This window comes from Xanthomonas hydrangeae, assembly GCF_032697525.1.
GTDB classification, from domain to species: Bacteria; Pseudomonadota; Gammaproteobacteria; order Xanthomonadales; family Xanthomonadaceae; genus Xanthomonas; species Xanthomonas hydrangeae.
This window is the reverse complement of record NZ_CP103836.1, coordinates 1,973,119-1,983,602: the sequence shown is the minus strand read 5'-3', so window position 1 is coordinate 1,983,602 and position 10,484 is coordinate 1,973,119. Positions and strand designations below refer to the sequence as shown.

General features: G+C 63.8%; 8 protein-coding genes and 1 other RNA gene. 6 read left to right on the top strand and 3 right to left on the bottom strand.

What is annotated here, in order from left to right; translation table 11 throughout:
- Window positions 1-29: 29 nt before the first annotated feature.
- A complete protein-coding gene (locus tag NYR97_RS08260; RefSeq protein WP_316697490.1) occupies window positions 30-287 on the bottom strand; it encodes a hypothetical protein in 258 nt (85 codons plus the stop codon).
- Between the two features lie 2 nt (window positions 288-289).
- Between NYR97_RS08260 and NYR97_RS08255 the strand changes: the two genes are divergently transcribed.
- Window positions 290-2,704, top strand: coding sequence for a penicillin acylase family protein (locus NYR97_RS08255; protein ID WP_316697488.1), 2,415 nt, complete (start codon window positions 290-292; stop codon window positions 2,702-2,704).
- Between the two features lie 381 nt (window positions 2,705-3,085).
- Here the strand turns inward: NYR97_RS08255 and NYR97_RS08250 are convergent, their stop codons facing one another.
- Both NYR97_RS08250 and NYR97_RS08245 read right to left on the bottom strand, forming a co-directional pair.
- Window positions 3,086-4,075 (bottom strand): hypothetical protein, encoded by a 990-nt coding sequence (locus NYR97_RS08250; protein WP_316697486.1) that lies wholly within the window; start codon window positions 4,073-4,075, stop codon window positions 3,086-3,088.
- A 180-nt stretch (window positions 4,076-4,255) separates the two neighbouring features.
- Window positions 4,256-4,870, bottom strand: a complete 615-nt coding sequence (locus NYR97_RS08245; protein ID WP_316697485.1) for a hypothetical protein — start codon at window positions 4,868-4,870, stop codon at window positions 4,256-4,258.
- A 341-nt stretch (window positions 4,871-5,211) separates the two neighbouring features.
- On the opposite strand from NYR97_RS08245, the gene NYR97_RS08240 reads away from it, so the two are divergent.
- From NYR97_RS08240 to NYR97_RS08220, 5 genes are all read left to right on the top strand, one after another.
- Window positions 5,212-5,610: a BlaI/MecI/CopY family transcriptional regulator gene (locus tag NYR97_RS08240; RefSeq protein ID WP_255086466.1), complete on the top strand. Its 399-nt coding sequence runs from the start codon at window positions 5,212-5,214 to the stop codon at window positions 5,608-5,610.
- A 3-nt stretch (window positions 5,611-5,613) separates the two neighbouring features.
- A complete protein-coding gene (locus tag NYR97_RS08235) occupies window positions 5,614-7,347 on the top strand; it encodes a M56 family metallopeptidase (protein WP_316697484.1) in 1,734 nt (577 codons plus the stop codon).
- A gap of 958 nt (window positions 7,348-8,305) precedes the next feature.
- Window positions 8,306-8,812, top strand: coding sequence for a hypothetical protein (locus tag NYR97_RS08230; RefSeq protein WP_316698100.1), 507 nt, complete (start codon window positions 8,306-8,308; stop codon window positions 8,810-8,812).
- A 61-nt stretch (window positions 8,813-8,873) separates the two neighbouring features.
- Window positions 8,874-8,950: non-coding RNA, sX9 sRNA (locus NYR97_RS08225), on the top strand.
- A gap of 103 nt (window positions 8,951-9,053) precedes the next feature.
- The gene (locus NYR97_RS08220) at window positions 9,054-10,184 is read left to right on the top strand and encodes a saccharopine dehydrogenase family protein (RefSeq protein WP_316697483.1); all 1,131 of its coding nucleotides are present in this window, start codon (window positions 9,054-9,056) and stop codon (window positions 10,182-10,184) included.
- The last annotated feature ends 300 nt before the right edge of the window (window positions 10,185-10,484 follow it).

Here is a 10,484-nt window from a genome sequence, read left to right as displayed (position 1 = left end):
TTGCAGTCGTTCGCTGATCGACGCACGCATCACGCGCGCTGCGCGCCGAGATGGGTGATGGAAGACTGCACGCCCGCGTTCACCCAGGCGGTGCAAAAAGCGCTGTACTGGCGGCGATGATCGCCGGTTGAAGGTGCGGCCAGTGCTGCAGGTGCGATTCGTTTTTCGCGCCGGTGGTTCTGCGGCAATCCCACGCAACACGCCACAATGCTGCAGCCTGCGCGGCTGCCGATGGGATAACGAACATGCCGCTGAACACCGCCCTTTTCACCCGCAAGGTGTGCCACGCATGATGTCGACACGCACGATCTCGATCAGCACAACAGCGCTATGGTGCCTGGTGGTGTGCCAGCTGATGCTCGACAGCGCAGCGGCGGCCCAACCGACGCACGCCACGCTGACCGTTGCGGGATTGGAGCAGCCGGCGCAGATCCGTGTGGATCGCTGGGGCGTGGCGCACATCTATGCCGGGACCGACAACGATGCGTTTTTCGTGCAGGGCTTCAACGTGGCACGCGACCGCCTGTTTCAGCTGGATCTGTTGCGTCGCAAAGGGCTTGGTCACCTGTCGGCGGCGTTCGGGCCTGCGTATGTGCAGCAGGATCGCGCCGCGCGGCTGTTTCTGTATCGCGGCAGCATGGCCGAGGAGTGGAACAGTTACGGACCCGACGCGCAGCGCGATGTGACGCGCTTCGTTGCCGGCATCAACGCCTACATCGATTGGTTGGGCGCCCATCCGCAGGCGCTGCCGTATGAGTTCCGCACGTTCGCGTACCGCCCGGAAAAATGGGCGCCGGAAGACGTGCTGCGCATCCGCACCACCGGCCTGAGCCGTAACGTCAAAAGCGAAGTGGCGCGTGCAAAGGTCGCGTGCAAGGCCTCGCTTGCCGTCGATGCAGTGCGCCAGAAGTTGCAACCGGCCTGGACAACCACGGTGCCTGACGGACTCGATCCCTGCCTTCCGGATGACGTCTTGAAGGTCTACGAACTGGCCACGCAAAGCCCCAGGCTCAGCGCCGATACGCACGTGGCCGACGCGCAGACAACGCCGCCGCGTCCAGGCGAGGGCGCCTTCGCCGAAGGCAGCAACAACTGGGTCATCGCACCGCAAAAATCGGCCACCGGCCACGCGGTGCTGGCCGACGATCCGCATCGTGCCTACAGCGTTCCCAGCCTGCGCTATTTCGTGCATCTCAACAGCCCGGGGCTGGACGTCATCGGTGCCGGCGAGCCGACTGCACCCGGTATCGCGATCGGCCACAACCAGCGCAGTGCGTTCGGGCTGACCATCTTCAACATCGATCAGGAGGACCTGTACGTCTACCGTCTGAATCCGGCCGACAACGCGTCGTATTGGTACAACGGCAACTGGGAACCGCTGCACACCGAACACGCCTCCATCGCGGTGCGCGGTACCGCGGCGGTCACCGAGCAGCTGCAATTCACCCGCCACGGGCCGGTGATCTACCTCGATGCAGACAAGCACATCGCCTATGCGGTCCGCTCGGTGTGGAGCCAACCCGGCGCTGCGCCGTATCTCGGCTCGCTACGCTATCTGCGCAGCGGCTCGTTCGAGCAATTCAAGAACGCACTCGCACATTGGGGCGCGCCCTCGGTGAACCAGGTCTACGCGGACGTCAAAGGCAATATCGGCTGGGCCACCGCCGGCATGACGCCGCGACGCACGCGCTCGGACGGCCTGCTGCCGGTGCCTGGCGACGGCCGCTACGAGTGGAACGGCTTCTGGAACGCCGATGTCCTGCCTTCTTCGAAGAACCCGGCCGCCGGCTTCATCACCACCTCCAACGAAATGAATCTGCCTGCCGGCTACCCGTATGCGCAGCGCAAGATCGGTTTCGAATGGGCCAACGACGCGCGGCACGCACGCATCACCCAGGTGCTGTCGCAGCTGCCAACGGTGAGCGTGCAGGATTCGGAAAAACTGCAGAACGATCAGGTGTCGTTGCTGGCGCAGCGGCTGGTCGCGCTGATCAAGCCGCTGCACGCACAGGATGCCGCCACCACGGCGGCGCTCGCGTTGCTCAAATCCTGGGATGGCACGGTAAGCGCAACGTCTGCGGCCGCCGCGTTGGAAGAAGTGTGGTTCAGCCGCTATCTCGGCGATGCCTACAAGGCGCTGGTGCTGCGCCCCTCCGAGGCGGCCACCTTCGGCATGCCCGATGCAGCGGTGTTGATGGAGGCACTGGAACACCCCGGCGCCGCGTTCGGCCCCGCACCGGCCGCACGCCGCGATCAGCTGCTGTTGGACTCGCTACGCAGCGCGTACCTAGCGCTGGTCGAGTTGCAGGGGCCGGAGCCTGCGCAGTGGCAATGGGGCAAGCTGCACGTCAACAAGGTTTCGCATGCGATGAGCGCGGCGGTCGGCACCGATCGTGCGTTGCTCGACGTTGGCCCGTTCGCCAAGGGCGGCAGCCCCTACACGCCCAATCAATCCAGCTACGACCCCACCGATTTCCGCCAGACCATCGGCCCGTCTGCAAGACTGATCATCGACCTGGGCAACTGGGACAACTCGCGCGCCATGAACTACCCCGGCCAATCCGGCGACCCGGCCAGCCCGCATTACCGCGACCTCGCACCGATGTGGCTGCAGGGCCGCTATTTCCCGTTGGTGTATACGCGGGCGGCGGTTGATGCGGCGACGGAGCAGATCGTGGATCTGGTGCCGGCGAAAGCGCAATAGCGCGGTGCTGGAAGGCGCGCTTAGGCATTGAAGGCGATGCAGATGTGCTGTCGCTTTGTCTTCGGTATGCATCCAATGTGCTGTGTGGATTCGATACAGCGCAGCACACGTGCGCTTCGTGGAATCAGCGCGCGCACACTGTGCGATATAGCAGTAGGTTTCATGTAGCAACCACATACGCATCCACGCATCTGCTTTCGGCTAGAAGCGGACACTGATGCCTGTCGGCATGAGCTCACCGCAATAACGGTCCGCAGTAGGGCTCAGAATTCCCTATTGTGAAAAAGGAACATTCCGGCTCTCTAGCATCCGAAAGAGCCAAGCTGCGAGAAGCGGCGCCTGAATTTTCACTATGCGCGCCACTCAACTCGCCGCAACAGCCTATCGCAGCAGGGCACGCTCCCGCTCGGTTGCGCCGGCGAGCAAGGGTGACTGCAGCTTGATATTGAAGCGCCGCTGCGTGCCGATCAACTCACTATTCACGATCTCCATCCCGACCCAGAACAGTGCCATGTTGCGGTCCTTGGTCCACAAGGACGCATGTGCTGAGGGAAATTGGCCATGCACCGCAATCAGCATCTCCAAAGCTCTTAGATCACTGAGCGCGTTGTGCGCTTCTTTTCCCCCATAAACGTGACTTGGCTTGAGTAGTTTCTTCGCGGGATTGGTTCGTGCTGGCAATAAGATCGAACTGAACGCTGCGAGCACTGGAAGGCTCAGCCGCTTCACGCCATGATGGTCAGCTTTCTCCATGACCCAGTTGAGCTTTCTCAGTCGGTCACATTGCGCAACCGGCGCCATCAATGCAGGCGCAACATCAACCAGAAAGCCGAGCTTGCGTCGATAGGGCCTCTCCAGCTCATCAAGAATATTCAAGGCAGCCTCCAATCCGATCTGGCTGTCCGGCATGATCGTGGCCTTCGGTAGCGCGGAAGAGATCTTGCGCTTGACCTCCTCAAACTGCTCACCGGCCTCCGTCGCAAGCGGCCGGGTCCGGGTGTTGCCTTCCATGACGTAAAGCAATGGATTGATCGTGACAGGCCAATCCATGATGAAGTCCAAGAACTCGGAATCTGCATCGGCTCGTTGTTTCTTCCCATCCTTGAAGCGCGAATAGAGTGCATCTACAAAGCACCTGTCCGCCATCAGAATGCGCCCGGGGCCAAGCGACCATGAGCTGGGCACCCAGCCACCATCAACTAATGCGAAGACATCAGAAGAAAAAGGACAGTCGAGCTTCATTGATGCGATGACGTCATCGCCATGGACTTTGACTCCAGCCGAATCCATCACGACAACGTCATTCAGGTTCAGGGTGGTTGGCTTACCTGCCTTGGCCTCGATCAGTTCCTGATAGGAGAGTGGATCCACGGTCCAACGCGCAAGGCGATAGCTCTCTTTGGCTCCTTCATCACAAATGTCCAGCACAGGGGTGCCGGTAGGATCGGTCCGCGGGGTAACGACGAGCCGTTTGAAGGACAGGTTAGGCTCCCGGACCGGGCGGGAGTTTGGTGGGATCGCCTGATAGCCTCCGGTCCCCACCTCACACACTCATGGCTGGGGCTGACCGTCATGCTGTGGAAGTCCAGCGATCAGGGTGTATTGAATGCCGCGCTTGTTGAACTCCTCTTGCATCCAGAAGGTAGCTTTGATGGTGAGGAGTGCGCACATAATGAACAAATTTTTGGAGCTGCTCGATGACCAGCCGTGGACCTGATGGACACGAACGCCGTCTTGATCCAGACCGGAACTTTCGATCACGAACTCGCAGCAGCTCAGGACCTGAGCCTCTGGGACACTATTGTCGATCAGCGTCGACAATGATTCGAGATCCCCCGGTGAGGCCTTGAAGTTCAGCCTATGGGAGTACTTATTCCTGGTCACGTTCAACTTACCAAAGGCGCGAAATAGATCGCTTCCCATTCCCAGGTTTTTTGCAATCTGTAGTTTCGTCTTAAATGGCACAAATTCGAGATCGCTAAACAAATCCTCTACCCCTGCGATTTTGGAGCACCAGATGTTGAGAAACTCTTCCATGATCAGATGGAACTTCAGCGCGACTCCCGCTTCGTCGGTTGAGTTCAACATAGAAAGGAATGTTTCGTGATCGAAGATTTTGGTGAACTCGCCGCCGACCGCAATGTGTGAATTTCCTATCTCATTCATTATTCCGCCTTACTTCCTGAAGATCCCACTTGTCCTCACCATATCAAAGCCAGCGACAACCATCAGTCACCAGACTCTAGTCAGAGCAAGAGGCAACTTCTCCCTTGCAACCCGCAAAAGTCCCCTACGGCCAGATGCGGGCATTCACTCGACGTCCGCTTTAGGTCTCTTCAAGCCCAGATCGCACATGTCTTGGCAATACAAGCCGGCAGGACGCCATAGTCCGTCCGAACCCAACCAAACTATGGTGTTCTCCTCAGTCGCAGCGCCCACTCGCCCCCCTGCCATCCGACCTATTGACTACACCTGTCGCCATGCTTACGGTAGCGACAACTGTAGTCATGGAGAGCGGCATGCGCGGCAAGACCATCGGGGACCAGGAGCTGGCCCTGCTGCAACACATCGAAGAACAACGGCACGCCAGTGTCGGCGAAGTGGCGGCCGCGTTCGGTGAGCCGCGCGGTCTGGCGCGCTCGACCGTGCTGACCATGATGGAACGCCTGCGCGCCAAGGGCTTTTTGCGCCGCAAGCAGATGGACGGCATGTACCGCTACAGCGCCACCACCGGCCAGGACGATGTGGTGCGCTCGGCTGTGGGGCAGTTCGTGGAAAAGACCTTGCAGGGCTCGGTGTCGCCGTTCGTGGCCTGGATGTCGCAGCGTGCCGAGGTCAGCGATACCGAGCTTGCCGAACTCGAAGCCCTGGTCGCCAAGCTGCAATCGCAGCGCAAGGAGGATTGAGCCATGTCGCCCCTGATCGAATCGCTGTTATGGAAACTCGGCGCCACCAGTGTGCAGACCGCGGTGCTGACACTTGCGGTGTGGGCGCTGTGTCGCGGGGTCAAGCGCTTGCCGGCCACCACGCAAACCTGGCTGTGGTGGCTGGTCGGCGTGCAGGCCGTGGTTGGCCTGCTGTGGAGCAGCCCGGTGCACCTGCCGGTATTGCCGGCGCACACGTTTGCATCTGCGCTTGGTGGCGCCGACACGTTGGTGCCGGCCGCGACGGCCGCTGCCGCGGCATCTACAGCCGCCACCGCCAGCGCGACCGCGCACGCCATGGATGTCACGGTCTGGTCGTCGTGGGCCACGTGGTTGTTTGCGGTATGGGCGGCTGGCGTGCTGGTGATCTCGGCCGGCACGGTCCGCGCGTATTGGCGCAGCCGTGCGTTGGTGCGTGCGGCCCAGCCGTGCACCGACAAGGCGTTGGTGCAGTCGTTGCAGATGGCGGCCGAGGCGCATGGCTTGTCGCACCCACCCGCGTTGCGGCTGTCTTCGCAGATCGATTCGCCACAGTTGATCGGCCCGTGGCGGCCGGTGTTGCTGCTCCCGGCCAGACGCCTGGCGCAGATGGCCGACGACGACCTGGACATGGCGCTGACCCACGAGTTGATCCACCTGCGCCGCCGCGATCTGTGGCTGGGATTGCTGCCGTCGCTGGCCCAGCACCTGTTCTTCTTCCATCCGCTGGTGCACCTGGCCGCTCGTGAATACGCCATCGCCCGCGAAGCGGCCTGCGATGCGGCCGTGGTCGCCGGGCATCGCCATTGCCGTCACGACTATGGACGCCTGCTCCTGCAGTTCGGGGTGTCGCCACGTCCGCTCGGTGGCGTGGCAAGTGCCTCGCCGTCGTTCCTCAGCTTGAAGCGCAGGCTGGTGATGTTGCAGGACACCAGCGCCTTTCCGCAGCTGGCCGCAGCGGTGATCCTGGCGACGGTGGCCGTGGCCGGGGTGATGCCGCTGCGCCTGGTCGCAATGCCGGTGCCAGCAACCTCCAGCAGCATGCGGCCCATCGTGGTGACCGCCCCGGCAGCGCAACGCATGCCTGGTACTCAGGGCGGTGTGTCGTTGGTGGATGCCGCAGCGCCGATGAGCGCACTGCCTGCACCGGCGCTGCCAGCACTGCCTGCGGCCCCGGCTGCCCCGGCGTCGCACGGTGTCATCGCCGATGTGCTGGGCGCCGAGCCACTGCCTGGTGCAGATGGGGATGCAACGCAAAGCCGCTGGGATGTGGAGCTGGACCGCGTCAGCCGCGAGGCCGCCGCCACGGCCATGCGCGAGGCGCAGAGCGCCGTGCACGATGCGCTGGGTGCCGACACCAGCGACCTTGAACGTCGACAGGAACAGATGCAGGACGCGCAGGAAGCGCTGCAGGAAGCGCGCGAACAGCTGGCGTCATTAGGCCCGGAGCTGGCGCAGGCCAAACAGGACGCGCAACAGCAGGCGCGCGAAGCCGAGCAACAGATTCGCGAGATGGCGCAGCAGCATCGCCAGGCGCAATACGCCTATGCCGCTGCGGTGCGCCAAGCGGCTGAGCTGTCCCGGCACCAGGCCGAGATGGGCAAACAGGCCGCACGTCAGGCCCGCATCGAGGCCGCGCGCGGGCAACAGGAAGCCGCGCAGGCGCAACGGGAGGCAGCGCAAGCGCAGGCAGACGCCGACCAAGCGCAAGCAGACGCAGAACAGGCGCAGAACAACTAGGAGCCATGAACGACACGACTGCGCTCACCGTCAGGCGGGCGCGGTCGGTGCCCGGAGCCGGCATGGGCCACGCGCAGGCTCCGGCTCTGGGCGAACCCTCTTCTTAGCGCGCCATCTACATCAGTTGACGCCTCGCTCGCACCGTCTTGCCTGCCGCTGCAGCTACCGAACATAGAGCGCCAACCGCAGCGGATTCGCTGCAGACCGCACGTCGCGTCGGCCACCGTCTCTAGCGGCCACGCTTCGGCAACGCGTGGCGTGCAGTCACCGATCCGCTCCCGGCCGTGCACGGCCGGCAGACCTGCGGCAGCGGTAAGCACTGCCTGACGCCAAGCACCTGCCGGCGTCGTGCGATGGCATCGCGCCAGTCAGCACCTGCATCGACACGGGCCCGCCACAGCCCGGCACTTCCTGCGTGACGACGCTGCGCAGCGTCGGCAACGCCGTGGCCGCGTGATCGCTGTTTCCCACCCCGTCTGCGTGTCCTGCGCAGGCGGTACCTACCGAGCTGTGACCTTCGTGGAGATCTCTCATGATCCAGACCGCTTCCCCATTGCTGTGCCTACGTACCGCGCTGCTGCTGGCCATCGCCGCACTCGCCGGTCCCTCGCTGATCGCAACCGCAACTGCATCTGCATCGCATCCACTTGCGTTGGCTGTTGTGCCCGCACCGCCTGTCACACCGGCGCTGCCCGCACCTGCGGTTTCTCCTGTCGCGCCAACCGCGACTGCGCCAACAGCGCCTTTGGCACCCGTCGCACCCAGCGCACCCAGTGCACCCAGTGCATCAAGTGCATCAAGTGCATCAAGTGCATCCAGTGCATCCAGTGCATCCAGTGCATCCAGTGCATCCAGTGCATCCAGTGCAGCACCAGCCCCGGTTGCACCGCGAGCCAGAGCAAACGCACCGTGCGGCAAAGCCGTCGCAACCAACCAGGACGAAGGCGATGCCTATGTGTTGGTGCACGGCGACCATCAGGTGATGCATGGCTCGCGCAGCGATCTGCAGACCGCACGCGCCTATGCCGGCAATGGCCAGCGCGTGTTGTGGTTCCGTGCCGGTGGCGTGCAATACCTGGTGCGTGATCCGACGCTGATGCATCGGCTGAGCGCGGCGCATGTCCGCAGCCAGCAACTGGCCGACGCCCAGGCCACCCTGGCGGCGCGTCAGCAGGCAGTGAGCGAGCGCCAGGCCGCACTGGCCGCGCAGCTCTCTGCACAGACCGAGCCGCGCGTGCTTCAGGCCTCGACACGCAGGCCGTCGGCCGCTGCGTCCGCACCCTCGCAGCAGGGCGCGATGCCCGACGCGCTGCAGGCACTGGCGAAGGAGCAGCGTGCATTGGCCGACCAGCAGGCCGCGTTGGCGACCAAGCAGGCCGGCGCCTCCAAGCTCGCCACACGCGAAGCGCTGAAGGTGCTGCGCGAGGCGTTGGCGCGTGGTCTGGTCACACGGGTTTCCGGCTAGAGCAGCTCACAAAGCGACTGCGCTCACCGCCAGACGGGCGCGGTCGGTGCTCGGAGTCGGCATGCACCACTCGCCTACTCCGGTTCTGAGCGCGCCGCCCGCACCCGCCTGACGACCGCTCGCTAGCTTGTGTCAGCCGCGCCTGGTCGCACCGTATCGCCATCGTGCACGGGCACGCCGGACGCGCTGGTGCCGGTCTGCTCGCCGATACTGTGCAGCAGGTGCAGACGGCGAGCTGGCAATGACGTATCGGGTGGTGGTGTTGGGGGGCTTCGGGCATTTCGGCGCGCGCATCGTGCGGGCGCTGGCGGCAACGGCGCAGCTCCAGGTGATCGCGGCCGGGCGGCATCCCGGCGATGTGGCGGCCAGGTGGCCGAATGTCGCACCCGGCCGCATCTCCGCCCGCCGTCTGGATACCGAGGCAAGCGACTTCGCAGAGCAACTGGCGGCCACCGCTGCCGATGTAGTGGTGCACACCGCAGGCCCGTTTCAGGGCCAGGACTACGCCGTGGCGCGCACCTGCCTGCAAGCGGGCATGCACTACATCGACCTGGCCGACGGCCGCACCTTCGTGCGCGATTTCCCGGCTGCAATGGACGCCGTGGCACGGCAAGCGCAGCGTGTGGCCATCAGTGGCGCCAGCACCTTGCCGGCACTATCCAGCGCGGTCATCGACGCCTTGCTGCCGCGCTTTTCGGCATTGCACGACATCCGCATGGTCATTGCGCCCGCGCAAGGCACACCGCTGGGTCTGGCGACGGTGCGTGCGGTGTTGTCGTACTGCGGCACGCCGTTCGACTGGCTGCACGACGGCCGCTGGCAAGCGGTGGTGGGCTGGGCCAGGCCCACACGCGTGCAGTTCGCACAACTCGCACCGCGCCTTGCATCACCGTGCGATGTGCCCGACCACGATCTCTTGCCGCAGCGCTATCCCGGCGTGCAGACCGTGCAGTTTCGCGCCGCGTTGGAGGTGCCGTTCCTGCAGCGCTGCCTGGCGATCGTCGCCTGGTTGCGTCACTGCGGCGTGCCATTACCGATGGCGCGATTGGCTGACGTGTTCGCACGCGCCGCACGCTGGTTCGACCGCTTCGGCACCGACTTGGGCGGCATGCGCGTGGAGCTGCGCGGCATCGGGCACGCTGAAACCAGCAGTCGCCAGCCGCTGCGACTGCAGTGGGACCTCACCGCCCCGATGCTGCACGGCCCGGAGATTCCGTGTTTCGCTGCGATCCTGTTGGTGCGCAGGCTTGCCGAAGGAAAGGCGTTACCGGTTGGCGCGCATGCCTGCATGGGCCTGTTGACGCTGGCCGAATTCGAGCAGGAGTTTGCAGCGTGGCAGATGACGACGGAGGTGTTGGAAGTGAATGTGTGAGTACACGCTGTGCAGGACAGCCGCAGAGGCACGACTCACCCAACTGTGCGCAACAACTAAGTGCAAGGGAGCAGAGCCCCTCTCCCCCCGGGAGAGGGGTTGGGGTGAGGGTACGGCAGCTAACAATCTCAGCGTGCTCCATCAACCACGCGCACAGATATTGCCATCACACGCAAAATTCAACGTGCTGCAGATGCCTGCCCAAACGAAATGGTATGCCTTGGCAACATGGCAAATACGCTGGCGATTGTGAGTTGGCGAGATTGCGTACCCTTACCCCAACCCCTCGCCCGTAGGAGA

Excerpts from the sequence above, each read along its gene's own strand:
- NYR97_RS08255 (WP_316697488.1), top strand. The coding sequence starts at position 290 with ATGATGTCGACACGCACGATCTCGATCAGCACAACAGCGCTATGGTGC.
- NYR97_RS08245 (WP_316697485.1), bottom strand. The coding sequence starts at position 4,870 with ATGAATGAGATAGGAAATTCACACATTGCGGTCGGCGGCGAGTTCACC.
- NYR97_RS08240 (WP_255086466.1), top strand. The coding sequence starts at position 5,212 with ATGGAGAGCGGCATGCGCGGCAAGACCATCGGGGACCAGGAGCTGGCC.
- NYR97_RS08235 (WP_316697484.1), top strand. The coding sequence starts at position 5,614 with ATGTCGCCCCTGATCGAATCGCTGTTATGGAAACTCGGCGCCACCAGT.
- NYR97_RS08220 (WP_316697483.1), top strand. The coding sequence starts at position 9,054 with ATGACGTATCGGGTGGTGGTGTTGGGGGGCTTCGGGCATTTCGGCGCG.